The organism is Cellulosimicrobium sp. So1_17, from assembly GCF_055181235.1.
Genome location: NZ_CM143702.1, coordinates 848,199 through 872,144, shown reverse-complemented (window position 1 = coordinate 872,144; position 23,946 = coordinate 848,199). Strand labels below are relative to the sequence as shown.

General features: G+C 74.7%; 20 protein-coding genes and 1 riboswitch. Of the genes, 9 read left to right on the top strand and 11 right to left on the bottom strand.

The genetic code is table 11. From position 1 onward, the window contains the following. Window positions 1–109: 109 nt before the first annotated feature. Window positions 110–1,216, top strand: a complete 1,107-nt coding sequence (locus ACZCLJ_RS03890) for an ATP-dependent DNA ligase (protein WP_463105539.1) — start codon at window positions 110–112, stop codon at window positions 1,214–1,216. 25 nt (window positions 1,217–1,241) lie between these two features. Here the strand turns inward: ACZCLJ_RS03890 and ligD are convergent, their stop codons facing one another. The 4 genes from ligD to ACZCLJ_RS03870 all read right to left on the bottom strand — a co-directional run bounded on the left by ligD (window position 1,242) and on the right by ACZCLJ_RS03870 (window position 5,733). Next, on the bottom strand, window positions 1,242–2,318 hold the full coding sequence (ligD, locus tag ACZCLJ_RS03885; RefSeq protein WP_463105538.1) for a non-homologous end-joining DNA ligase: 1,077 nt from the start codon (window positions 2,316–2,318) through the stop codon (window positions 1,242–1,244). A gap of 10 nt (window positions 2,319–2,328) precedes the next feature. After that, the gene (locus ACZCLJ_RS03880) at window positions 2,329–2,982 is read right to left on the bottom strand and encodes a hypothetical protein (protein WP_463105537.1); all 654 of its coding nucleotides are present in this window, start codon (window positions 2,980–2,982) and stop codon (window positions 2,329–2,331) included. Window positions 2,983–3,070: 88 nt separating this feature from the next. Further along, complete coding sequence (locus ACZCLJ_RS03875) at window positions 3,071–4,975, bottom strand: DUF349 domain-containing protein (RefSeq protein ID WP_463105536.1); 1,905 nt, start codon at window positions 4,973–4,975, stop codon at window positions 3,071–3,073. Then, a complete protein-coding gene (locus ACZCLJ_RS03870) occupies window positions 4,972–5,733 on the bottom strand; it encodes a peptidylprolyl isomerase (protein ID WP_251150902.1) in 762 nt (253 codons plus the stop codon). The genes ACZCLJ_RS03875 and ACZCLJ_RS03870 overlap by 4 nt, the downstream gene beginning before the upstream one ends. 189 nt (window positions 5,734–5,922) lie before the next feature. Between ACZCLJ_RS03870 and ACZCLJ_RS03865 the strand changes: the two genes are divergently transcribed. Together ACZCLJ_RS03865 and hisS are read left to right on the top strand one after the other, a co-directional pair. Then, window positions 5,923–6,732: an MBL fold metallo-hydrolase gene (locus ACZCLJ_RS03865; protein ID WP_463105535.1), complete on the top strand. Its 810-nt coding sequence runs from the start codon at window positions 5,923–5,925 to the stop codon at window positions 6,730–6,732. A gap of 149 nt (window positions 6,733–6,881) precedes the next feature. Then, window positions 6,882–8,279 (top strand): histidine--tRNA ligase, encoded by a 1,398-nt coding sequence (hisS, locus tag ACZCLJ_RS03860; RefSeq protein WP_463105534.1) that lies wholly within the window; start codon window positions 6,882–6,884, stop codon window positions 8,277–8,279. Window positions 8,280–8,320: 41 nt separating this feature from the next. Here the strand turns inward: hisS and ACZCLJ_RS03855 are convergent, their stop codons facing one another. Genes ACZCLJ_RS03855 through ACZCLJ_RS03845 form a run of 3 tightly spaced genes read right to left on the bottom strand, consistent with a single transcriptional unit; the run spans window position 8,321 to window position 11,476 of the window. Then, a complete protein-coding gene (locus ACZCLJ_RS03855) occupies window positions 8,321–9,094 on the bottom strand; it encodes an energy-coupling factor transporter transmembrane component T family protein (RefSeq protein WP_463105533.1) in 774 nt (257 codons plus the stop codon). Then, a complete protein-coding gene (locus ACZCLJ_RS03850) occupies window positions 9,091–10,848 on the bottom strand; it encodes an ABC transporter ATP-binding protein (RefSeq protein ID WP_463105532.1) in 1,758 nt (585 codons plus the stop codon). The genes ACZCLJ_RS03855 and ACZCLJ_RS03850 overlap by 4 nt, the downstream gene beginning before the upstream one ends. Continuing rightward, entirely contained in the window at window positions 10,841–11,476 is a 636-nt protein-coding gene (locus ACZCLJ_RS03845; RefSeq protein WP_463105531.1) for an ECF transporter S component, read from the bottom strand. Before ACZCLJ_RS03845 ends, ACZCLJ_RS03850 begins: the two co-directional genes overlap by 8 nt. Before the next feature lie 106 nt (window positions 11,477–11,582). Next, window positions 11,583–11,704, bottom strand: a riboswitch (TPP riboswitch). A 139-nt stretch (window positions 11,705–11,843) separates the two neighbouring features. On the opposite strand from ACZCLJ_RS03845, the gene ACZCLJ_RS03840 reads away from it, so the two are divergent. Beyond that, window positions 11,844–13,502: an Rv2578c family radical SAM protein gene (locus ACZCLJ_RS03840; protein WP_463105530.1), complete on the top strand. Its 1,659-nt coding sequence runs from the start codon at window positions 11,844–11,846 to the stop codon at window positions 13,500–13,502. A 7-nt stretch (window positions 13,503–13,509) separates the two neighbouring features. Here the strand turns inward: ACZCLJ_RS03840 and ACZCLJ_RS03835 are convergent, their stop codons facing one another. Then, window positions 13,510–13,815: a DUF1330 domain-containing protein gene (locus tag ACZCLJ_RS03835; RefSeq protein WP_463105529.1), complete on the bottom strand. Its 306-nt coding sequence runs from the start codon at window positions 13,813–13,815 to the stop codon at window positions 13,510–13,512. Between the two features lie 33 nt (window positions 13,816–13,848). Then, on the bottom strand, window positions 13,849–14,316 hold the full coding sequence (locus ACZCLJ_RS03830) for a PPOX class F420-dependent oxidoreductase (protein WP_463105528.1): 468 nt from the start codon (window positions 14,314–14,316) through the stop codon (window positions 13,849–13,851). A 99-nt stretch (window positions 14,317–14,415) separates the two neighbouring features. On the opposite strand from ACZCLJ_RS03830, the gene aspS reads away from it, so the two are divergent. The 4 genes from aspS to ACZCLJ_RS03810 all read left to right on the top strand — a co-directional run bounded on the left by aspS (window position 14,416) and on the right by ACZCLJ_RS03810 (window position 19,145). Further along, on the top strand, window positions 14,416–16,227 hold the full coding sequence (gene aspS / locus ACZCLJ_RS03825; RefSeq protein WP_251150911.1) for an aspartate--tRNA ligase: 1,812 nt from the start codon (window positions 14,416–14,418) through the stop codon (window positions 16,225–16,227). Window positions 16,228–16,337: 110 nt separating this feature from the next. Then, window positions 16,338–17,042, top strand: coding sequence for a GNAT family N-acetyltransferase (locus ACZCLJ_RS03820; protein WP_463105527.1), 705 nt, complete (start codon window positions 16,338–16,340; stop codon window positions 17,040–17,042). A gap of 244 nt (window positions 17,043–17,286) precedes the next feature. Then, entirely contained in the window at window positions 17,287–18,741 is a 1,455-nt protein-coding gene (locus tag ACZCLJ_RS03815) for a glycosyltransferase family 2 protein (protein ID WP_463106348.1), read from the top strand. After that, the gene (locus tag ACZCLJ_RS03810; protein WP_463105526.1) at window positions 18,738–19,145 is read left to right on the top strand and encodes a hypothetical protein; all 408 of its coding nucleotides are present in this window, start codon (window positions 18,738–18,740) and stop codon (window positions 19,143–19,145) included. Before ACZCLJ_RS03815 ends, ACZCLJ_RS03810 begins: the two co-directional genes overlap by 4 nt. Here ACZCLJ_RS03810 and ACZCLJ_RS03805 read toward each other — a convergent pair. Further along, on the bottom strand, window positions 19,121–19,945 hold the full coding sequence (locus tag ACZCLJ_RS03805; protein WP_463105525.1) for a response regulator transcription factor: 825 nt from the start codon (window positions 19,943–19,945) through the stop codon (window positions 19,121–19,123). The genes ACZCLJ_RS03810 and ACZCLJ_RS03805 overlap by 25 nt on opposite strands. Window positions 19,946–19,997: 52 nt before the next feature. Further along, window positions 19,998–22,256: an MMPL family transporter gene (locus ACZCLJ_RS03800; protein ID WP_463105524.1), complete on the bottom strand. Its 2,259-nt coding sequence runs from the start codon at window positions 22,254–22,256 to the stop codon at window positions 19,998–20,000. Window positions 22,257–22,364: 108 nt separating this feature from the next. Between ACZCLJ_RS03800 and ACZCLJ_RS03795 the strand changes: the two genes are divergently transcribed. After that, window positions 22,365–23,870: a replication-associated recombination protein A gene (locus ACZCLJ_RS03795; protein ID WP_463105523.1), complete on the top strand. Its 1,506-nt coding sequence runs from the start codon at window positions 22,365–22,367 to the stop codon at window positions 23,868–23,870. The last annotated feature ends 76 nt before the right edge of the window (window positions 23,871–23,946 follow it).

The following is a 23,946-nucleotide window of genomic DNA, read 5'->3' as shown; positions in this document are numbered from 1 at the left end:
GGACCGCCCGCCGGGCGTGTCGCGATCTCGCGGGGCGTCGCGGTCCGCGTGGGTGCAGCACGGCGCGCCCGCCGGGCGTCGCCTGCGGGCCGGTGGCAGCATCGGGCGCATGGACCTGCCCGTGATGCCGCCCGTCCTGCCCATGCTCGCGAAGTCGGTCCCCGGCGTGCCCGAGCCGGACGCCACGCCCGGCGGCTACGTCTACGAGCCGAAGTGGGACGGCTTCCGCGCGATCGTCTACCGCGACGGGGACGAGGTGCGGCTCGACAGCCGCAACGCCCGCCCGATGGAACGGTACTTCCCGGAGGTCGTGGACGCGGTGCGGGCCGCGCTGCCGGAGCGGTGCGTCGTCGACGGCGAGATCGTCCTGGTGCAGGACGGTCGGCTCGAGTTCGAGGTGCTCCAGCAGCGCATCCACCCCGCGGCCTCACGCGTGCGCCTCCTCGCCGAGCAGACGCCCGCGAGCCTCGTCGTGTTCGACGTCCTCGCCCTGGGCGACGACGACCTGACCGGCGCACCGCTCGCGCGTCGCCAGGAGGCCCTCGACAAGCTCGCGCTCGACGGGCCGCAGGTGCACGCCACCCCGCGCACACGGGACGTCGCCGTCGCGCGCGAGTGGTTCGACACCTTCGAGGGCGCCGGGCTCGACGGGGTCGTCGCGAAGCCGCTCGACGGCACGTACCAGCCGAACAAGCGCGCGATGCTCAAGATCAAGCACGGTCGAGAGGCCGACGTCGTGCTCGCCGGCTACCGGCTCCACAAGACCTCGACGCCCGCGGAGCCGCTGCTCGGCTCGCTCCTGCTCGGCCTGTTCGACGACGCGGGGCAGCTGCAGTTCGTGGGCGTCGCCGCGTCCTTCCCGACGGCGCGCCGTGCGGCCCTCGTGGCCGAGCTCGCGCCGCTCGTGGTGGAGCCGGGCACACCCGAGGCGGACGCGCACCCGTGGTCGGGCTGGGAGAACCCGGCCGGGGAGCGCATGCCCGGTGCGGTGTCGCGGTGGAGCTCGGGCAAGGACCTGTCGTTCACGCCCCTGCGCCCCGAGCGGGTGCTCGAGGTCGCCTACGACCACATGGAGGGCGCGCGGTTCCGCCACACCGCGCAGTTCCGGCGGTGGCGAGACGACCGGGAGCCGTCGTCGTGCACCTACGACCAGCTCGAGGAGCCCGTGCGCTACGACCTGACGAGCATCCTCCCGGGGGCGCCGGGGGTCGGCTGACGGCTCGCCCGTCGTCGGTGGACCGTCACACCTGCGGGCGGTCGCGGTCCTTGCTCGGCTGGACCCGCTTCGGCTCGCCCGGCATCTTGGGGTACTCCGGGGGATAGGGGAGGTCGCCCAGGCCGTGCTCGGCCTCGTCGCGCCGGGAGAGCTCGAGCGTCGCCTCGAGCGACGCACCGGGGTCGTCGCGGTCGGCCCGGAGCGGTGCGAACAGGTCGCCGACCTCTGCGAACCGCGCGGGCATCGTCCGGATGTCGAAGTCGTCCGGGTGGACGTCCGCGAGCTCGTCCCACGTCACCGGGGCGGAGACGGTCGCACGGTGGTTCGACCGGATCGAGTACGCCGACGCGATGGTGCGGTCGCGGGCCATCTGGTTGTAGTCGACGAAGATCTTGGCGCCGCGCTCCTCCTTCCACCACTTCGTCGTGACCTGGTCGGGGAGGCGTCGCTCGAGCTCGCGCCCGATCGCGATCGTCGCGCGGCGCGCGGCGACGAAGTCCCACTCGGGCGCGACCGGCACGAACACGTGGATGCCGCGCCCGCCCGACGTCTTCGGGAAGCCCGTCAGGCCGAGCTCGTCGAGCACCTCGCGCAGGTGCGGTGCGACGCGGACGGCGTCGTCGAAGTCCGTCCCCGGCTGCGGGTCGAGGTCGATCCGGAGCTGGTCGACCGCCTCGACGTCCTCGCCGCGCACGGGCCACGGGTGGAAGGTCAGCGTGCCGAGGTTCGCGGCCCAGGCCACGACGGCGAGCTCGGTGGGGCACACCTCGTCGGCCGTGCGCCCGCTCGGGAACGCGATGCGGGCCGTCTGCACGTAGTCGGGCGCGCCCTTGGGCACGCGCTTCTGGTAGAAGGCGTCGCCGCTGTTGTCCGTCCGGGTGCTCATGCGAGCACCCTCGAACACGCCCTTCGGCCAGCGCTCGAGCGTCGTCGGCCGGTCGAGCAGTGCCCCGAGGATGCCGTCGCCGACGGCGAGGAAGTACTCCACGACGTCGAGCTTGGTGAGGTCCCGGCGGGGGAACACGACCCGGTCAGGGCTCGTCACGCGCACCGTGCGTCCTCGGACGTCGAGCTCCACCGGTGGCGTCTTCGCTGCGGCCATGGCGCCCAACCTAGCCCGGCGGGGTGGCCTCGGCGAGCAGGACGTCGAGGACCTCGCGAGCCTTCTCGCGCCCGGGCCAGCGGAACCGGAGCTCGAGGGAGCGCGCGGCGGCGGCCACGTCGAGCTCGCGCGCCGACCGCAGGCGCCGCAGGATCTCGAGCGCGGTGGCGCGGTCGCAGCGGGTCGCGACGTCGAGCGCGGTGCGTCGCGGGTCGGTCACCAGGACGCCGGCGACGACCTCCGTCTCCGAGCGCAGCACCGCGGACTGCCGGGGGACACGGCCCGGCAGCGGCGTCGGTCGATGGGTGCCCGGCGGGTAGAGGACGTCGAGCCGGACGGGGCGTCGACCGCCGCACAGCACCCAGGCGGCGCCGGCACCCGCGAGCACGGTCCGCGCCGGCACGAGGTCACGGACGGCCAGGGCCCGCAGGGTCGGGGTCTGCGGGACGCGCGCGGGTGCGGCGACGCCGTCCCAGACCTCGACGAGCGCTCCGCGTCGCACGAGGTCGCCGTACGCGACCTGGCCGCCCACCTCGGACGGCCGCACTAGCAGCTCGACGTCCACGGCGCGCGGCGCGAGCAGGCGCGCGAGGGGTGGGTAGGTCTCGGTGGGCGCGTCGTCCCGGAGGCCTGAGGCGGGGCGCTGGTGCGTGCCGGTGCTCATCCCCACACCGTGCACGACGACGAGCGGACGCGAAAGGGCCGGCGCCCGCCTGTGGACGGGTGCCGGCCCCTGGTCGGTTCGGGACGACTCAGCCGCGCGAGTCCTCCGCCGCGCGGACGACCTGCTCGAGCCAGGCGCGACGAGCCGTGAGAGCGGTCTCGAGGTCGGCGACGGCGCGCTTGTCCCCGCGCTCCTGCGCCGCGGCGAGGTCGGCCTCGAGGGCCTCGATCGCGGACTCGAGCTGGGCCGCGGCACCCTCGGCACGGGCCCGCGTCTCCGGGTTCGTGCGTGTCCACTGCGCCTGCTCCGCGTCGCGGACGGCGTTCTCGACGGCGCGCAGGCGTCCCTCGACACGCTGGAGGTCGCCGCGCGGCACCCGACCGGCCTGCTCCCACCGCTCCTGGACGTCCCGCAGGGCCGTCTTCGCGGCGGCGAGGTCCCGAACGGGCACGAGGGCCTCGGCCTCGGTGAGGATGGCCTCCTTCACCTCGAGGTTCGCCGCGTACTCGGCGTCGGTGGCGGAGCTGGCCGCGTCGCGCGCCTGGAAGAACGCGTCCTGCGCCGAGCGGAACCGCGCCCACAGCGCGTCGTCGTCACGACGGCTGGCGCGCCCGGCCGCCTTCCAGCGAGCCATGAGGTCGCGGTACGCCCCGGCCGTCGGGCCCCAGTCGGTGCTCGTCGCGAGGGCCTCGGCCTCCTCGACGAGCTTCTCCTTCTCCGCCTTGGCGGAGGTGTTGCGCTGCTCGAGCTCGGCGAAGTAGTGGCGCCGCTCGCGGTCGAACGCGGTGCGCGCGTGGCTGAACCGCTTCCACAGGGCCTCCTCGCTCGCCCGGTCGATGCGGGGACCGGAGCGCTGCGCCTCCTTCCAGCGCTCGAGCAGGCCGCGGAGCTCCTCGCCCGCAGGTCGCCACTGCATGCGGCTCGGGTCGGTCGCCGCGATCTTCTCGGCCGCCTCGATGATCTCCGTGCGGGCGGCGAGAGCGGCCGACTTCGCGGCGGCACGCTCGGCCTCGAGCTGCTGGCGACGCTCGCTCGCGACCGTGCGCAGGCCCTCGACCTGGGCACGCAGCGCGTCGAGGTCCCCGACGGCGGACGGCTCGGCCGTCTCCTCGGAGAGCCGCGCGAGCGTCTGGTCGATCTCCTTGACGGACAGGTCCGTGCTGGTGAGGCGGGCCTCGAAGAGAGCGACCTTCGCCTGGAGGTCGAGGTAGCGGCGCACGTAGAGCGTGAGCGCCTCGTCCGTGTCGACGCCCGGGAACTGGCCGACGACGCGCTCGCCCGCCGCCTCGCGCACGTGCACGGTGCCGTCGTCGTCCACCCGGCCGAACGCCGCGGCCGCCTTGGCGGCGGGCGAGTCGTCGGCGAGGGCGGGCACCGCCGGCACGACCGGGACCGCGGGGGCCGAGGACGTGGCGGTGGGAGTGCCGGACGGCGCGGGCTTGCGCGGGGGGTGCGGGACGGCGGAGGGCTTGGGCCGCGGTGCCGGGCGGGGGGTCGGACGACCGGCGACGCTCGGCGCGGCGGGGGCCGGGGTGGCCTTCTCGGTGGACTCGCCCTGGTCGGCGGTGGGCGCAGGTGCTTCGTCGTGCTCGGAGGTGTCCTCCGTCGCGGAGGCCGTGCCGGCGCCCTCTGCCGGAGCGGGCTCCTCCACGTCGGCCTGGGGCTCCGTCGCCGCCTCCGACTGCGCTGCGGCTGAAGCGGGCTCGTCCTCGACCACCGCAGCGGGTTCGTCCGCGGCTGCAGCAGCAGGTTCGTCCTCGACCGCAGCGGGCTCGTCCGCGGCTGCAGCGGGCTCGTCCGCCGCGGCCTCGGGCGCCTCTGCGGACGCCGGGGCGTCCACGGGAGCGGCGGACGAGGCGGTCTCGCTCGCCTCGGTCTCGCTCGCCTCGGTCGTCTCGGTCTCGGTCTCGGTCGCCTCGACCCGTCCGGTCGCGTCCGCCTCTGCGGGCTCCGTCACCGGCGTGCTCGCCTCGTTGTTCGCGGGATCGCTCACTGGGTCTCAACTCCTTCGATGGTGACCGGGGTCGCGGGGGAGCCGTCGCCGGCCCCGTCCGCGGTCCCCGCGTCAGCGACTGCCTGGACGACGTCCAGACCGGATGTGATGGTGCCGAACACTGTGTAACCGCCCGCCGCGTCGGCCGGGATGGTCGAGTCCTCGTAGACGAGGAAGAACTGGGAGCCCATCGACTCGCCGTCCCCGCCCTGGCGGGCCATGGCGACCGTCCCAGCGGGGTACACGTCGTCGGAGGGGGCGTTCTCGATGGGGCCGAAGCTGTAGCCCGGGTCGCCGGTCCCCGTGCCCGTCGGGTCGCCGCACTGCAGCACGTAGATCCCCGAGGTGGTCAGCCGGTGGCACGACGTGTCGTCGAAGTACCCGGAGTCGGCGAGCGCGACGAAGCTCGCCACCGCCTGCGGCGCGGCGGCGCCGTCGAGCGAGAGGGTGATGTCGCCGACGCTCGTCGTGAGCGACGAGGTCCATGCCCGCCCCTCGGCGGCGGACGCCGGCGGCAGGGTGTGCTCGCCGGTGCTGCCCGGCGTGGCGGCGGCCCCGGGCTCCCCGCCGGGGTCCGTCTCGGAGCTCTGCGCGGCGGACAGCGCCCACCAGACGACGACACCGATGACGAGCAGGGCCAGGACGACGCCGACGATCGACCACCGGCGCTGACGTCGTGCACGCAGCTGCGCCTGGCGCTGCTCCCACTTCTCCTGGCGGCGGCGCGCCTGCTCGCGCTCCCTGCTCTTCGTCGACACCCCAGCTCCTTCGTCGTCCGCCGTGACGGCGCGCACGGTCGACCACGGTGCGCCCGCGGTCGGTACGGGACAGTCTAGGCACCGTGGGCGCCGGAGCCCCGCGGATTCTCGCGCCTCAGGTCACGGTCCGGTATCGACCTCGCCGCTCCCGGTCCGGACGGCGGCGCGTCGGGACGCTAGCCTCGGGCCGTGGACGGACGGACGGGAGACGGCACGACGACGGCGGACGACGACGGTCCCGACCGGGGCGCACCCCCCGGGGGGCTCGAGGTCGAGGTGGTCGTCGCGCCGGTCTTCGGGACGAACTGCTCGCTCGTCAGCGCCCATGGCGGGGACTGCGTCGTCGTCGACGCAGGTGCGGGCGTCGGGGACGCGGTCACGGCGTCGATCGAGCGACGTGGTCTCGTCCCGCGCGCCGTCCTCGCGACCCACGGCCACGTCGACCACACGTGGGACGCTGCCGTGCTGTGCGAGCGCTTCGGCGTGCCGCTCGTCCTCCACGCCGCGGACGCGTACCGGCTGGCGGACCCGTTCGGCACGCTCGAGCGACGGCCCGCGGCCTCGGCCGGGCCGGGCGTCGCAGGAGCGGCGCTGGTCTCGGGGCCGCTCGGCGAGGCGCTGCGCGCCGCCGGGGCGCACCCGACCGACTACCGGGAGCCGTCCGACGTGCAGACGTTCGAGGCCGGCGCGGGACACGAGCACGCGCTGCGCTTCGGTGAGCTCCTCCTGAGCGCGGTCGGGGCGCCCGGGCACACCGAGGGCTCCACGCTCTACCTGCTCGGCGCGCCGGGGTCCGGTCTCGTGCTGAGCGGCGACGTCCTCTTCGCGGGGTCCGTCGGCCGCACGGACCTGCCCGGGGGCGACGGGGCGACGATGGCGCGGACCCTGCGGGACGTCGTCGGGCGCCTGGACCCGCGCTGGGACGTGCTGCCCGGCCACGGTCCCACGACGACCGTCGCCCGTGAGCTCGCGACCAACCCGTTCCTCGCCCGCGGCTGACCCCCCTCGCCCGCGACCGGTCCGCCGCGACCCGCCGCGACCCGCCGCGATCCGGCCCGACGCGATCCGGCCCGCCGCGTTCTCGACCGGTGTGCCCGGCCGCGGGACGATTGCCGGTCACCGGGCGGTGTCTGGAAGGATCAGGTCCCATGGCCAGGCCCACACCCCTCTCCGGATTCCCCGAATGGCTGCCCGACGGACGGATCGTCGAGCAGCACGTCCTCGACGTGCTGCGCCGCACGTTCGAGCTGCACGGCTTCGCGGGGGTCGAGACGCGCGCGGTGGAGCCGCTCGACCAGCTGCTGCGCAAGGGCGAGACGTCCAAGGAGGTCTACGTCCTGCGCCGGCTCCAGGAGGAGCCGGGGGAGGGCGACGAGGCCCGGACCGGGCGACCCGAGAAGCAGCTCGGCCTCCACTTCGACCTCACCGTCCCGTTCGCCCGCTACGTGCTCGAGAACGCCGGGCACCTCGCGTTCCCGTTCAAGCGGTACCAGATCCAGAAGGTCTGGCGTGGCGAGCGCCCCCAGGACGGGCGGTTCCGTGAGTTCACGCAGGCGGACATCGACGTCGTCGGCGCCGGCGAGCTGCCGTACCACTTCGAGGTCGAGCTCCCGCTCGTCATGGCCGAGGCGCTCGGTGCGCTGCGCGAGATCGGCGTCCCCGAGGTCCGCGTCCTCGTCAACAACCGGCGCGTCGCCGAGGGCTTCTACCGCGGGCTCGGGCTCGACGCCGTCGACGACGTGCTTCGCCAGATCGACAAGCTCGACAAGATCGGCCCCGACAAGGTCGCCGACCTCCTCGTCGCGGAGGCCGGCGCGACGCCCGAGCAGGCGGACGCGTGCCTGGCGCTCGCCGCGATCAGCGGCACGGACACGTCCGTCGTCGACCGCGTGCGGGCGCTCGCCGCCGAGCGAGGCGTGACGAGCGAGCTCATGGAGACGGGGCTGGCCGAGCTCGCCGCCATCGTCGAGGCGGCGAGCGTCCGCGCTCCCGGGGTCGTCGTCGCGGACCTCAAGATCGCGCGCGGCCTCGACTACTACACGGGCTCCGTCTACGAGACCGTGCTCGTGGGGCACGAGCAGCTCGGCTCGATCTGCTCCGGCGGCCGCTACGACACGCTCGCGTCCGACGGCGCGACGACCTACCCGGGAGTCGGGCTCTCGGTCGGCGTCTCGCGCCTCGTCTCGCGCCTGCTGTCGGCGGGTCTGGTGCGTGCCACGCGCTCGGTGCCCAGCGCCGTCGTGGTGGCCGTGACGAGCGAGGAGTCACGACCGGCGTCGGACGCGGTGGCCACCGCGCTGCGTGCGCGCGGGATCCCGGTCGAGGTCGCGCCGAGCGCGGCGAAGTTCGGCAAGCAGATCCGGTACGCCGACCGACGTGGCATCCCGTTCGTGTGGTTCCCCGCCGACGGGCAGCTCGACGACGCGGGCGACACGCGACCCGACCAGGTCAAGGACATCCGGTCCGGCGAGCAGGTCGACGCGGACGCGGCGTCGTGGGCTCCGCCCGCCGATGACCTCTGGCCCCGGGCCGTGCCCGGGGCCTGATCCCCGCGCACCGCGGTGCGCGGCGTCGGGGTGCTCGCCGGTCAGCCGGTGAGCGCACCGAGGCCGGTCAGCCAGCCCGCGCGCGCGCCGAGCACGACGACGCCCGCGGCCGCGGCGAGGACGGCCACGCCCGCGAGGACGTCGAGCGGGACGAGAGCGACCGGTCGGGAGGTCGTGCGCGGCCCCGCCCCGAGCCCGCGGGACTCGAGGGCGATCGCGAGGCGTTCGGACCGCCGGATCGCGCCGACGAGCAGCGCGAAGGCCGCGGCGCCCAGCGCGCGGGGAGAGCGCGGGAGGTTCCCCGCGGTGCGACGCGGGTCCCGGACCGCCTGCGCGCACCGGATCGTGTGCCACGTGCCGGGGAGCTCCTCCAGCAGCCGGTGCGCCGCGAGCACGGCGAACGTCCACGTGGCGGGCAGCCGGGCGTGCTGGTGCAGGCTCGTCATGAGGCGCACCGGATCCGTCGTCAGCACGAGGGCCAGGGACAGGACGCCGACGAACAGCGTGCGCAGCGCGAGCGAGGCGCCGATCGTCAGCCCGGTCGCGCCGACGGTGACGGGGCCGATCACGACGGTGTCGCCGCCCGGGCGGGTCAGGACGTTGACCACGAGCAGGCTCGTCGCGAGCACGAGGAACGGCACGTGGCCCACGGCGACGGCCCGCAGCGGCACCCGCCCGAGCGCCAGGAGCGCGGCGAGCGCGAGGACGTAGCCGATCGCGGGGGTCACGGGGTCCGTCACGAGCAGCGCGGCGGTCGACAGCACCAGCACCGTCGCGAGCTTCACGGTCGGGTTCCACCGGGCGAGCGGGCTCATCCGTGCACCGCCGGGACGCGGTCGCCGTGGCCGGGCCGGCACCGGGCGAGGAGCGCGTCGTCGAGCGCACGGACGAGCGCGCGCAGCCCGACGCCCTCGCACCGGCCCGTGCGCGCCCACCACTCGAGCAGCGGCGGCCGGGCGAGCCGCGCACCGGCGCACAGCGCGTCGTCGGCGAGCGCCGCCGACGTCTCACGGTCCGCGACGACCTCGCCGTCGACGACGACGGCCACGCGGTCGGCGACCCGCGCGACGAGGGTCAGGTCGTGCGTGACGAGCGCGACCGCGCCCCCCCGGTCGGCGAGGTCCCGCAGGACCCGGGCGGTCGCGTCGGACTGGGCGCGGTCGAGGCCGAAGGTCGGTTCGTCCGCGAGCAGGACCGGGGGATCGAGCACCGTCGCGGTCGCGAGGGACAACCGCCGCTGCTCGCCGCCCGACAGGCGGAACGGGTTCGCGTCGGCGAGGTGGGTGAGCCCGTACGCCGCGAGCGTCCGCGCGACGCGCTCGTCGAGGTCCGCGACGCCCGCGAGGCGCGGCGACCACGCGACCTCGTCGCGCACGGTCCGTGCGAGGAGCTGGTGCTCGGGGTCCTGGAAGACCATCGCGACGGGCGCCGGCCCCGCCACGGTGAGCGTGCCCGACCTCGGTTCCAGCCCGGCGAGCCCGCGCAGCAGCGTGGACTTCCCGCTCCCGTTGGGTCCGACGACGGCGAGCACCTCGCCGACACACAGGTCGAGGTCGACGTCGCGCACGACCGGTGCGCCGGACCGTGTCACCGTGAACGCGCGCGCACGGAGCGCCACGGGGGGTGCCGGCGTGCCTGCCGTGGCAGGCAGGGCCCGCCCGGCCCGCGCCGGACGGTCGGCGGACGGGCCGGTGCGCGAGGAGGAGGCGAGGTCGACGAGCCACGCGTCGGTGCGGTCGGAGCCGAGAGGCCCGGGGGCCCCTGCGGCCTCGAGCAGGACGTCGAGAGGGAGCCAGCAGCCGAGCTCGAGGAGCCGCTGCGCGTGCTCGCGCAGGACGGCGCGGGTGGAGCCGTGCGCGACGACGCGCCCGCCGTCGTCGAGCACGAGCGTGGCGTCGGGCAGGTCGCCGAGCTCGTCGAGGCGGTGCTCGACCACGACGAGCGCCCGCCGCCCCGGGCCGTCGGCGAGCCGGGCGACGAGGGCACCCACCTCGCGCGCGCCCTGCGGGTCGAGGAGCGCGGTGGGTTCGTCGAGGACGAGCAGCGCGGGGTCGGTGACGAGCGCGGCGGCGAGCGCGACGCGCTGCGCCTCGCCGCCGGAGAGCGCGTGCGTCGACCGCGCGCGCAGGTGCGTCGCCCCCGCCGTGGCGAGGGCGTGCGCGGTCCGGTCGTCGACCGTGGCCGGGTCGGCGGCGCGGTTCTCGAGCGCGAAGCGCAGCTCGTCCTCGACGCCGCCGAGGCACAGCTGGTCGCCGGGGCTCTGCTGCACCAGGCCGATCTCCGCGGCGAGGCGTGCCACAGGGATCTCCCGGGGGTCGTGGCCGGCGACCTGCACGTCGCCGGTCACGTGCCCGGGCAGCGTGTGCGGGACGACCCCGGTGAGAACGCGCAGGAGCGTCGACTTGCCGCACCCGGACGGTCCGACGACGAGCAGCCCGGTCCCCTCCGCGACCTCGAGGCTCACCGCGTCGAGCACGGGGACGGCGTCGTGGCCGACGCTGACGGACAGGCGCCGCGTCCGCACGGCCGCGGTCCCGGGCGCGGCGGGGGCGGGCGCGACCTCAGCCACGGCGCGCCCCGATGGCGAACGCGTCGAGGGCGCCGGTGCGCGCGAGCGCGTCGCCGAGCAGGCGTGCCGCGATCCCGCACAGCAGCACGCACGACACGACCTGGACGCCGAGCCGGAGCATCGCGTAGTCCTGGCCGAGCCAGCCGAACCGGACCGCGTTGAACGCGTACGTGACGAGGGCCGCGCTCACGCCGGAGGCGACGAAGACCCACCATCCGTAGCGGCGGTAGCGCGTGAGGGCGAAGGGCAGCTCGGCTCCCACCCCCTGCACGAGCCCGACGAGCAGCAGGAGCGGTCCGGCGGGCGAGGCGAGGAACACGACCTCGACGAGCGCGGCGAGCGTCTCCGTGAGGATCCCGACGCCCGGCTTGCGCACGATGTACGTCGCGAGCGGTCCGACGACGATCCAGGCGCCGGCGAGCACGTTCGCGGCGAGGTCGGCGAGCGGTCCCATCGCGAGCTGGAGCGGCGCCCAGAGCTGGACGAGCGCCCAGTACACGAAGCCGAACACGACGCCCAGGACCGCGACGAGAACGGTCTCGTGGAGCGTCAGGCCGCGAGGTCGCCGGGACGCTCCTGGCCGGGGTGTGACGGGTCGTGCGACGGGTCGGGCGGTGGGCTCGGTCATGCGGGTCCCTTCGTCGGGCCGCGACGGGTGCACGACGGCGCGTCCCGCACCCGCGCGCGCACGTGCCCCGGGTGCGCGGTCGCGCGGGCGCGTGCAGGCGCAGGGGACGGTGACGTCGGCCCTGCTCCCTTCGCTGGTACGAACCAGATCAGGTTCCACGGGTCTGCCGGTGGGACACGGATGTCCGGCCGGCACTCTCAGCGCTCGTGCGCTCCCCGGGGGCGTTCGTGCCGACCCTAGGGGCAGACGCGGCTCGGGACAATCCCCCGTCTCGGGGAGCGGGCGCGTCGGCCTCCGCCTCGCCGGCCGCCCGCCTCGTCAGCACGCCACCTTGACACCGGCGTCGAACACCTGTTCGAATCATGGCGTGAGGTGGGACGGACAGGCGATCGGCGTCGACGACGGGGCGCTCCCGGGGCTGGAGCGCGCCGGTCTCGTGCGCAGCGTCCGCACGCCCGAGTTCGCCGGGATCACGTTCCACGAGGTCACCGCCAAGAGCGCGCTGTCCAAGGTGCCCGCGATGTCGCGCATGCCGTTCCGCTGGACGGTCAACCCGTACCGCGGCTGCAGCCACGCCTGCTCGTACTGCCTGAGCCCGCAGACCCCGGTGCTCCTGGCCGACGGCACGCACCGGCCCGTCGGCGAGCTGCGGGTGGGCGACGAGATCGTCGGTACCGAGGCGCACGGCGCCTACCGCCGGTACGTCCGCACGCGCGTGCTCGACCGCTGGACCATGCGCAAGCGTGCCTATCGCGTGACGCTGGCCGACGGGACGCGTCTGGTCGCCAGCGGCGACCACCGGTTCCTCACCGAACGGGGGTGGCGACACGTCGTGGGGGGCGACGGGCGTCGCGCCCACCTCGCGCTGGGCGACGTGCTCGTCGGGCCGGGACGTCACGCGCTGCGCGACCTCGCGGCCGCGCCGGACGGCTCCGCGCCGGTCCTCGGTCGCGACGTCACCGGCGGCGAGGGTCTGCGGGTCGAGGCGCTCGAGGCCCTCGGCGGCGCAGGCGACGAGGTCGAGCTGGTCGACATCACGACCGGGACACGCGACTTCGTCGCCGACGGGGTCGTGAGCCACAACTGCTTCGCGCGTCCGACGCACCAGTACCTCGACCTCGACGCGGGCGAGGACTTCGACCGCGAGGTCGTCGTGAAGGTCAACGTCGACGACGTGCTGCGCGCCGAGCTCGCGAAGCGGTCCTGGGTGCACGAACCCGTGGCGCTCGGCACGAACACCGATCCCTACCAGCGCGCCGAGGGTCGCTACCGGCTCATGCCCGGCATCATCAGGGCGCTCGCGGACTCCGGCACGCCGCTGTCCATCCTCACCAAGGGGACGCTGCTGCGCCGCGACCTGCCGCTGCTCGTCGACGCGGCGTCGCGCGTCGAGGTCGGGATCGGGGTGTCGCTCGCGCTCCTCGACCCCGGTCTGCAGGCGTCGGTCGAGCCCGGCACACCCAGTCCTCGCGCGCGCCTGGACCTGATCCGCGCGGTCCGCGACGCGGGCCTGCCGTGCGGCGTCATGGTCGCACCCGTGCTGCCCTGGCTGACCGACTCCACGCGCGCGCTCACCGACCTCCTCGACGCGGTCAAGGACGCGGGCGCCACCGGCGTGACCGTGCTGCCGCTGCACCTCAAGCCCGGGGCGCGCGAGTGGTTCATGGCGTGGCTCGCGCGCGAGCATCCGCGCCTCGTCCCGGGGTACGAGCGGGTCTACGAGCGCGGCACGTACGCGTCGAAGGCCTACCGGTCCTGGCTGTGGGACCGCGTGCGCCCGATGCTCGAGACCCGGGGCTTCGCCGTCTCGGGCCACCGCGGCCCGTCGGGCGTCGAGGGTCGCTACCGACGCGGTGAGCTCGGCGGCCTCGGAGCGGCCGAGCCGCCCGTCGACGGCGCGTACCCCCGTGGCAGCCTCGCCCGCGACACCACCGCGGCGCCGACCGCCGGAGCGCTCGCGGGCATGCCGGTCGACGGCGGCGCGCTCGACCTCGCGGGCGGCGGCGTGGAGCAGGTGCTGTTCTGAGGCTCGCTCAGGCGGTGCTCGCCGGCACCGGAGCGACACGCACGATCTCCGTGCGGGCCACGACGCGGTCGCGCACCTCGGCCAGCGCGACACGCGCCGGGTCCGCCATGTACTCGGCGAGCGCCGCGTCGTCGGGCATCTCGATGACCTGCACCTCGCAGGGCGCGGTCGGGTCCTGGCCGGGCAGCGCGCGCACGCGCTGCACCACGCGACCGCCGTGAACCGGCACGAGCGCGAGGACCTCGTCCTCGTAGCGGGACAGCGCGTCGGCGTCACCGGTCGGCCACAGCAGGACGCACACCATGATCGTCATGCGCCGCACGGTACGCCCGGACGCGTGGTCGCGTCAGCCGTCGGCGAGGCGGGCCGGGAAGCCACCCGTCGCCACCGGACCCCAGCGTGTGATCGTCACCCGCACGAGGCACTTGCCCTGGGCCACCATCGCCGCACGGTACTCGTCCCAGTCCGGGTGCTCGCCGGAGATCGCGCGGTAGTAGTCGACGAGCGGCTCGACCGCGTCGGGCAGCTCGATCACCTCGGCCGTCCCGTCCACCTGGACCCACGGGTCCGAGAACCCCGGCCCCAGCGACAGCAGCGACGCCTGCGGGCGACGACGCAGGTTCGCGGCCTTCGCACGCTCGGGGTACGTCGACACGACGACCCGGCCGGCGTCGTCGACCCCGTACGTCACCGGGCTCAGCTGCGGCGAGCCGTCGGAACGCGTCGTGACGAGCACCCCGTCGTGGCGCGAGCGGAGCAGGCCGACGAGCTCGTCGCGCTCGATCCGGCGGGCGGTGGCGATGGTGCGGGGCATGCGGAACCTCCTGGTGGGCTCGTGTGGGTCACCGACTAGACTCGCACGGGCGCTCGCGCGCCCCGACCCCCCGACGCACTCCCTGGAAGGACGAACTCCGTGCTCCGCACCCACACGGCCGGCTCACTGCGGGCCGAGCACACCGGTCAGACCGTCACCCTCACGGGCTGGGTCGACCGTCGGCGCGATCACGGGGGAGTGGCCTTCATCGACCTGCGCGACGCGTCCGGCATCGCCCAGGTCGTCGTCCGCGACGAGTCCGTCGCCCACCCGCTGCGCAACGAGTTCGTGCTCCAGGTGACGGGAGAGGTCTCGCGGCGCCCCGAGGGCAACGAGAACCCGAACCTGCCGACGGGCGCGATCGAGGTCCTGGCGAGCGACGTCGTCGTGCTCAACACGTCCGAGGCCCTGCCGTTCCAGGTGTCGACGGCGCTCGCGGACACCGAGACGATCGGCGAGGAGGCGCGGCTCAAGCACCGCTACCTCGACCTGCGCCGCCCCGCGCCGGCCCACGCGCTGCGCCTGCGCTCCAAGGTCAACCAGGCGGCGCGCCGCGTGCTCGACGCCGAGGAGTTCGTCGAGATCGAGACGCCGACGCTCACTCGCTCGACGCCCGAGGGTGCGCGCGACTTCCTCGTGCCCGCGCGCCTGTCGCCCGGCTCCTGGTACGCGCTCCCGCAGTCGCCGCAGCTGTTCAAGCAGCTCCTCATGGTCGCCGGCATGGAGCGCTACTACCAGATCGCGCGCTGCTACCGCGACGAGGACTTCCGCGCCGACCGCCAGCCCGAGTTCACGCAGCTCGACGTCGAGATGAGCTTCGTCGAGCAGGACGACGTCATCGCGCTCGCCGAGAAGATCCTCGTCGCGCTGTGGGAGCTCGTCGGGTACACGATCCCGACGCCGATCCCGCGCATGACGTTCCACGACGCGATGCGCCTGTACGGCTCGGACAAGCCGGACCTGCGCTTCGGCAACCCGCTCGTCGAGCTCACGGACTACTTCAAGGACACCCCGTTCCGCGTCTTCCAGGCGGAGTACGTGGGCGCCGTCGTCATGGCCGGCGGGGCGTCGCAGCCGCGCCGCCAGTTCGACGCGTGGCAGGAGTGGGCCAAGCAGCGCGGCGCCCGTGGCCTCGCCTACGTGACGTTCCAGGAGGACGGCACGCTCGCCGGTCCGGTCGCGAAGAACCTGTCCGACGCCGAGCGCGAAGGGCTGCAGGCCGCGACCGGCGCGCAGCCGGGGGACGCGGTGTTCTTCGCCGCGGGGAAGACGTCCGACTCGCGTGCGCTGCTCGGCGCCGCGCGCCAGGAGATCGCGAAGCGCACCGGCCAGATCGACGAGGACGCGTGGGCGTTCGTGTGGGTCGTCGACGCACCGCTGTTCAAGCCGACCGGAGATGCCGCCGACGACGGTGACGTTGCTCTCGGCCATTCCGCGTGGACGGCGGTGCACCACGCGTTCACGTCCCCGACGCCGGAGTGGGTCGACACGTTCGAGTCCTCCCCGGGGGACGCGCTCGCCTACGCGTACGACATCGTGTGCAACGGCAACGAGATCGGCGGCGGCTCGATCCGTATCCACCGTCGCGACGTGCAGGAGCGCGTGTTCGACGTCATGGGCATCGGGCCCGAGGAGGCGCAGGAGAAGTTCGGCTTCCTCCTCGACGCGTTCAAGTTCGGCGCGCCGCCGCACGGTGGCATCGCGTTCGGCTGGGACCGCATCGTCGCGCTGCTCACGCAGTCGGACTCGATCCGCGACGTCATCGCGTTCCCCAAGTCGGGCGGCGGCTACGACCCGCTGACGCAGGCGCCTGCGCCGATCACGCCGGAGCAGCGCAAGGAGGCCGGCGTCGACGCGAAGCCCGCCGCGAAGGGGGAGCCGGGGAACCTCCCGGCCGCCGCCGCGGAGTGACCACCAGCGCCTCCCGCGAGGGCGCACCGACCCGGGACGACCGGGACGGTGCGTCCACGCGCGTCTCACGGGGCGCGCAGGTGCCGGCGGCGTGGGCACGGCACCCCGTGATGCGCCTGGAGCTGCACGCCTGCGCCCTCCTCGACGTCGTCGTGGGGGACGACGCGCTCGTCGTGCTGCGCGCGCTCGACGACGGCGGTGCGGGGCTGTGGGGACTCGGCACGCCTGACGGCGTCGCGCACCTCCTCCTCGGGGCGCCGCAGCTCGCCGCGGGCGTCGTGCGCTCGTCGCTCCCCCGAGGGACGACAGCCGCGGCGTCTGCCCTCGTCCGGGGCTCCGTCGAGCGCCTGCCGGCGCACCTGCGCACGGAACCCGTCTCGCGATGGGACTGGTTCACCGCGACGACCGACCCGCCGGCCCAGCCGGGGGAGAGCCGCGTCGTCGGGCTCGACGGGCGGGACGGACGGGCGGCGGCGCGCGCGCTGCTCGACCGGGCGAACCCCGCGGCGGAGCTCGACCCGCACGACCCGGCCACGCGGTGGTGGGGCTGGAAGGACGACGCGGGTGTCGTGCGTGGGGTCGGGGGCGCCCGGGGTGCCGGCCCGGGGGTCCCGTGGGTGCTCGGAGGGATCGCCACGGACCCGGCCGCGCGGGGCCGGGGCATCGCGCGCGCGGTGACGGCAGCGGCGACCCGGGCGGGGCTGCGGGAGGACCCGATGGTCGTGCTCTGGATGTACGCGGACAACGGTGCGGCCCGGCGGGCGTACGAGCAGGTGGGCTACCGCGTCACGCAGGCGTTCGAGTCCCGCCGCTGATCCGGCGGGCCGCCGCGCCGCGTTCGTGCTGGCCCGCGGCGTCGGTCGCGCGCTTCTCGACCGGTCTCTCGTCCCCGACGGTGACGCGACGTTCCTCGACGCCTCGCACGCCCGACGGGGCGGTCGTCGATCTTGAGCGGATCTTGAGGGTCCGCTGCGCTCGACGCGGGGCGATGCCGAGGTCCGGCGGTCAGGATCTGCGTAGTTGAATCCGCAACGACCTACGAGGTGCCTCTTGACCGCAGTGCTGACCGAGCCGACCACGGCCGCGACGACGGACGACGTCCCGACCTTCGGCGCCGAGCTCGACCGCTACGAGTTCACCCCCGACGAGATCGTCGTCCACGAGGCGCCGCGCAGCGCCACGATCGGCGCCGTCATCCCGGCCTACAACGAGGCTGCGACCATCCGCTCGGTGCTCAAGGGCCTGCTGCGACAGACGCGGCTGCCCGACGTGATCCACGTCGTCGTGAACAACACGACCGACAAGACGTTCGCGAAGGCCTCCAAGCTCGCAGGGGAGCACACGGTCGAGCGCAAGGGCCGTCGCCAGACCACGCGCGTCTACGTCCACGACCTCGGCGCGCTCGCCGACAAGAAGGTGGGCGCCCTGAACTACGGCTTCCGTCTCGTGCGCGGGGCCGACTACCTGCTCGGCGTCGACGGCGACACCGTCCTCGCGAAGGACGCCGTCGAGCGCCTCGAGGCGGAGATGGACTCCGACCCGCGCATCGGGGGCATCTCCGCGATCTACACCGTCGACGCCACCGCGACCCGCGGCCCCCTCCGCCGCTTCCTGCTCACCGGGCAGCGCGCCCAGTTCGCGGCGTTCAACATGCAGAACCTCCTGCGGGGACGGAACATGGCCGTCCTCGGTGGGCAGGCGTCGCTCTTCCGGACGACCGCGCTCGAGGACGTCATGGCCGCACACCACCAGCGCAACCCCTGGGTGAGCGACTCCGAGGTCGAGGACTCCCTGCTCAGCCTCCAGATCAAGTCCCTCGGGTACTCCACGAAGATCAGCGCGACCGCCCGCGCCGTCGTCGGCGGGATGACCACGCTGCGCGCGCTCGACGGTCAGCAGGTCAAGTGGAACTACGGCGCGATCGACCTCATGTGGCCCGGTCAGCGCGGCGACACCCGCGGCCAGCCCTTCCACCCCAACCTGCGCCTGCGCTGGATGGAGAACGTCGGCATGCTCGTCAACGCCGCGACCCGGCTCCTCTTCGGGCTGCTGCTCGCGGGCGCGCTGAGCATCAGCGCGTTCGAGTTCTCCCCGATCTGGCTCCTGCCCCCGGTCGTCGCCGTCGCCCTCAACGTGCGCATCGCCCTGTCCATGAAGGACCGCACGTGGCGCGACGTGCTCTTCGCGGCGACGCTCGTCCCCGCCGAGACGTACATGTGGATCCGCGTCGGGCACTTCGTCCGCGCATGGTCGAAGTTCCTCTCCCAGTCCCGCACCGACAACTGGGCCGCGCAGGCGAAGGCCGAGCGTGGCAGCGGGTGGGCCTACCTCAGCCCGCTCCTCGTCGGCGCGGTGGCGCTGGCTGCCGTCGCCTGGATGTGGACCACCCTGCCCCTGGCGGCCCAGTCGACCGCTCTCACGATCGGCTGGCCCGTCCTCGGGGTCGTCACCGTCCTGCAGACGCTCTTCATGCTGCGCCGGCTCGTGCGCCGCCAGCACGGCCTGCGCGCGTGAGCCGGGCCGTCGGCCTGCGACGGGCCCGCATGCGGCGCACGTGGGCGGCGCTCGCGGACGAGCTCGACGGCGACCACGCCTCCGTCGAGCGGTTCGCGCTGTCGTACGCGGAGCGGCTCGAGGCCCGCGTCGTGCGCGTGGGACGTTCGGCGTCCGCCGGGGACACCGCGGACGCCCGGGCGGCGCTGCTCTCCGTACGCTGCACGTCGGCGATGCTCGGGGCGGACCTGGTCGAGACGAGCGCGACGCACGCCCTCGCCCTCCTGGGCACGGACGGGCCCGCCGCGGTCGTGCGCGAGGGCCCGCTGCTGCGCGCAGCGGCCGCGCACACCCTCGGTGACGTCGCCGCGGTGCTCCTCACGTGGCGCGACGGCTCCGCTCAGCCGACGTGGTCGAACCGGTAGCCGACGCCGCGGACGGTGCGGATCCAGCGCGGACGCGCGGCGTCGTCGCCGAGCTTGCGCCGGAGGTTGGCGAGGTGGACCTCCACGCCACGCCGGTCGGCGTCCGCTACGGGCGTGCCGGCGTCGTACTCGTCCCCCCAGAGCACCCGGACCAGCGCGTCCTTGGCGAGCACCCGGCCCGGTGCCGCGGCGAGCGCCGCCAGCAGGTCGAACTCGCTGCGCGTGAGCTGGACCTCGGCCCCGTCCACGTGGGTCGTCCGAGCGTCCACGTCGACCACGAGACCGTCGGCGACGACGCGAGCGGTGGCCGGAGCGGACGCTCCCGGTCGGGTGTCGTCCCCGCCCTGCTCCGCGACCACCGGTGCTCCCGCCCCGTCCGCGCTCGGGGCGCGTCGAGGGCGGCGCAGCAACGCCTCGATGCGCGCCCGCAGCTCCCGCGGCCGGAAGGGCTTGGTCTGGTAGTCGTCAGCACCGGCGTCGAGGCCCATGAGCGCGTCGATCTCGTCCGTGCGGGCCGTGAGCATGACGACGTACGTGTCCGACACGGCGCGGATGCGCCGGCAGGCCTCGAACCCGTCGATGTCCGGGAGACTGACGTCGAGGGTGGTCACGAGCGGGTCGATCTCCTGCACGAGCGCGACACCCTCGCGGCCCGTCGCCGCCGTGCGCGTCACGAAGCCGGCCTGGGTGAGCACCGTGTCGAGGAGGTCCCGGATGTCCGGGTCGTCCTCGACGATCACGGCCGAGCGGCCGTCGTCCCCACCGGGGGCTGCGTCACGCGGGTGCTGTCCTGCCGGCATGGCGTCACGTTAGCCGCGGTCCTCGCACGTCGCAGCCCGTCGGGCGGCGCACTCAGTGCGAGATCGACAACCGCCGGTGGACCCGGCGCAGGGGTCCCGGCGCCCACCAGTTGAACCGGCCGAGGAGGGTCATCGTGGCCGGGACGAGCAGGAGGCGCACGATCGTCGCGTCGATGAGCACCGCGACCGCGAGGGCGAAACCCACCTCCTTGATGACGAGGAGCTCGCCGAACACGAAGCCCGTGAACACGACGACGATGATCGCGGCCGCCGACGTGATGATCCGGCCGGACCGCTGGAGCCCGAGCCGGACCGCCTCGTCGTTCGCGTACCCGGCGTCGTAGAGCTCCTTGACGCGCGCGAGGAGGAAGACCTCGTAGTCCATCGCCAGCCCGAACGCGAAGGCGACGACGAGCGCGACGACGTAGGTCTCGATCCCGCCGACCGACGAGAACCCGAGCAGACCCTCGAGGTGGCCGTCCTGGAACACCCACACCAGCACGCCGAGCGACGCCGCGAGCGAGAGCACGTTCGTGAGCAGCGCCTTGAGCGGGATCACGACCGAGCCGGTCATGAGGAACAGCAGGACCAGGGTCGCGCCCACGACGATCCCCACCGCCCACCACACCCGGTCCCCGAGCGCGTCGAGGAAGTCGACCTGCCCGGCTGCCTGGCCCGTGACCCACACGTCGGTGCCCGCGTCGAGCGCGCGCACGTCGCGCACGACCGAGACGGCCTCCGGGCTGCCGGCGTCGCCGCCCTCGACGTGGATCCCCACGACCGCGTACCCGTCGAGCGGCGTCGCCGGGTCCACGCGCGCGACACCCTCGACGCCCTCGACCTCGTCGGCCCAGGCCTGGGCGTCCTCGACCCCGCCGTCGACGACGGCGAGGACCTGCGGGCCCGCGCTCGACGGGTACTCTGCCGCGAGCTCGTCGACGAACTCGCGCTGGGGCGAGCTCGTCGGGAGCAGCTCGATCCCGGAGTTGCGCACGTGGATCCCGAGCACCGGGAGCGCCAGGACGACCAGCACGACGACGGTCCCGACGAGCACCCACAGCGGATGGCGCTGGACGCGCCCGGCGAGACGTGAGAAGACGCCCTCGTCGGACTGGACGTCGGCGGTGCGCTCGAGGACGCGCCGCAGCCCGGGGACCCTCCCGAGGAGCCCCGGGCGGGCGAGCCGGCGACCCGTGAACGCGAGCAGCGCCGGCACGAGCGTGAGCGCGGTGGCGACGGCGATCAGCACGACGGCGAGCCCCCCCGCACCCACGGAGCGCAGGATGTCCGGCCGGAAGACCATGAGGCCCGCGATCGAGATCGCGACCGTGAGCGCCGAGAACGCGACGGTGCGACCGGCCGTCGCCATCGTGCGGACGAGCGCGGCGTGCACCACGCCGTCGCCGCGTCGTCGTCGCAACGACGGGTCGTCACCGGCGTCGATGAGCCGGTGGAGCTCCTCGCGGAACCGCGAGACCACGAGGAGCCCGTAGTCGATCGACAGCCCGAGCCCGAGGACGGTGACGACGTTGACGACCGACGCGTCGACGTCGAGCAGGTACGTCAGGCCGAACAGCGCGCCCAGGCCGCTGCCGATCGACGCGATGGCCCCGGCCATGGGCATCGCCGCGGCGAGGAACCCGCCGAAGACGAGCACCATGATGAGCAGCGCGACCGGGAGCGCGACCTTCTCGCCCGTCGTGAGGTCCTCCTGGACCTGCGCCGTGATCGCGTCGATGATCAGACCGTTCGACGCGACGAGCCCGGTCGCGTCAGCCGCGGCGTCGGGGGCGGCCTCGGTGAGCTCCCCGGGCACCGCCTCGAAGTCCTGGATGACCTGGGCGGTCACGTCGTCGGACCGCTCGGGCTCCAGGTCGGTGCGCAGGGTGACCACCGTGAGGAAGCCGTCGCCGCTCTCCGCGACGAGCGGCCGGGCCGCCTCGTCCTCGACGCCGCCGGGCAGGACGTACGGGTTGATGACGGTCTCGACGCCCTCGATCGCGACGAGGCCCGCGTTCACGTCCGTCATGGCGTCCGCGACCGCGGGGTCCGCCGGGTCGACGCCACGGACCAGGAGCGTGACCTCGGGCCCGCTGTCGTCGTTCTCCGCGAGGATCTCGTCCGCCCGCTCGCTCGGGGAGCCGGGCACGGTCGGTGCGCCGGTCGTCACGCGGTCGAACAGGCCCTCGCCCTGGACGCCGAACAGCGCGAGCGCGAACCCCACGGTCGTGAGCACGACCCAGACGAGGACCGTGAGACGGGGATGACGGGCGATGCGGCGACCGAGGCTGGAGAACACGAGCGTCAGCATCGCACCCGGCCTCGTGGGCTGTCAGATCGCGCCGTGCCGCTGTGGACGACCTTCACCCGACCTCCCCGAGCGGCGTCGCCGTCGGTGGCGGTGCGTAGGCTCGTGCTCATGCCCACCGCGCCCTCCGCCGACCTCTTCGGCGGCGACCTGTTCGGTGCTGCGACCTCCGGCACCCAGGGGACGCCGCGCCCCGGTCCCGGCGCGCCCCTCGCCGTCCGCATGCGGCCGGCGACGCTCGACGAGGTCGCCGGTCAGTCGCACCTGCTCGTGCCGGGCTCGCCGCTGCGCCGGCTCATCGAGGTGGGCGCGCCGGGCGCGTCGCGCGCGGCACCTGGCTCCGTGATCCTGTGGGGCCCGCCCGGTACGGGCAAGACGACCCTCGCGTACCTCATCGCGACGGCGTCCGGGCGCCGGTTCGTCGAGCTGTCCGCCGTCACCGCCGGCGTCAAGGACGTGCGCGCCGTCGTCGAGGACGCGCGCCGCCGCCTCGCGACCGGTGGCGAGGAGACCGTCCTCTTCATCGACGAGGTCCACCGCTTCTCCAAGTCCCAGCAGGACGCGCTGCTGCCGAGCGTGGAGAACCGCTGGGTCACGCTCGTCGCCGCGACCACGGAGAACCCGAGCTTCTCCGTGAACTCCCCGCTGCTCTCCCGGTCCCTCCTGCTCACGCTCCAGCCGCTCGACGACGACGACGTGCGGGCCCTCGTGCGGCGCGCCGTGGCCGACGGGCGCGGGCTGGACGGCCTCGTCGCGCTCACGGACGAGGCGGAGGGCCACCTCGTCCGGCTCGCCGGCGGGGACGCGCGCAAGGCGCTCACGGTGCTCGAGGCCGCGGCCGGCGCCGCGCTCTCCGACGCACCGGACGCCGGGGTCGTCGGGCCGACGGGGGAAGCCGCCGCCGACGAGGGCGGGCACGCCTCGGAGGGCGCCGCTCCCTCGGAGGACGCCCCGCCCGCGGCGCGGCCCGACGCCGCCGTCGTCGACCTCGACACGGTCGAGCGTGCCGTCGACGTCGCGGCCGTGCGGTACGACCGGGACGGCGACCAGCACTACGACGTGGTCTCCGCGTTCATCAAGTCGATGCGCGGGTCCGACGTCGACGCGTCGCTGCACTACCTCGCGCGCATGATCGCGGCGGGGGAGGACCCGCGGTTCATCGCACGCCGCATCGTCATCGCGGCCGCCGAGGACGTCGGCATGGCGGACCCCTCGGCGCTGCAGACGGCCGTCGCCGCCGCACAGGCCGTGCAGCTCATCGGCATGCCGGAGGGACGCATCGTCCTCGCCGAGGCGGTCGTGCACCTCGCGACGGCACCGAAGTCGAACGCGGCGTACCTCGGCATCGACGCGGCCCTGGCCGACGTGCGCGCCGGCCGGGCGGGCTCCGTGCCACCGCACCTGCGCGACGCGCACTACCCGGGGGCGAAGCAGCTCGGCCACGGCGCGGGGTACCGGTACGCGCACGACGCGCCGCACGCCGTCGCCCCGCAGCAGTACCTGCCGGACTCGCTCGACGGCGCCCGGTACTACACGCCGAGCGACCGCGGCTACGAGCGTCAGGTCGCCGAGCGGCTGGCGCGCGTGCGGGAGATCCTCGGCTCCCGGGTGCGGTAGACTTCTGAGGTTGCCTTCCGGCGACCACCTGGGACCTCGGCCCCGACCCCACGTCCTCCGCTCCGGAGGACGTCGC